Below are 310 nucleotides of genomic sequence, written 5' to 3' on the forward strand. Positions count from 1 at the left end.
GCCGGTAGCGGCTGGCGAAACTCTGCGGCAGGCCGACGCGCTGCAGCGCTTCCGCGACGCGTTCCTTCAGCTGGTCGCCGAGGCCGTTCTGCCGCAGCGGCGCCGCGATGATGTTGAAGATCGTATGGCGCGGATTGAGCGAGGACATAGGATCCTGGAAGATCATCTGCAGGTCGCGGCGCAGCGGCCGCAGTGCCGCCTCCGGCAGTTGGGTGATGTCACGGCCCTCGAAACGGATGCTGCCGGCACTCGGCTCCAGCAGCCGGACCAAAGCGCGACCAAGCGTCGATTTTCCGGATCCGGATTCACC

The 310-nt window shown here is 66.5% G+C and carries 1 protein-coding gene; it reads right to left on the bottom strand.

Translation table 11 applies throughout. The features are described 5' to 3' along the window. A partial coding sequence (locus EN852_RS38455; RefSeq protein WP_135879879.1) for an ATP-binding cassette domain-containing protein occupies positions 1–310 on the bottom strand: 310 nt, incomplete at both ends.

It is taken from the genome of Mesorhizobium sp. M2E.F.Ca.ET.209.01.1.1 (genome assembly GCF_004010375.2).
Taxonomy (GTDB): domain Bacteria; phylum Pseudomonadota; class Alphaproteobacteria; order Rhizobiales; family Rhizobiaceae; genus Mesorhizobium.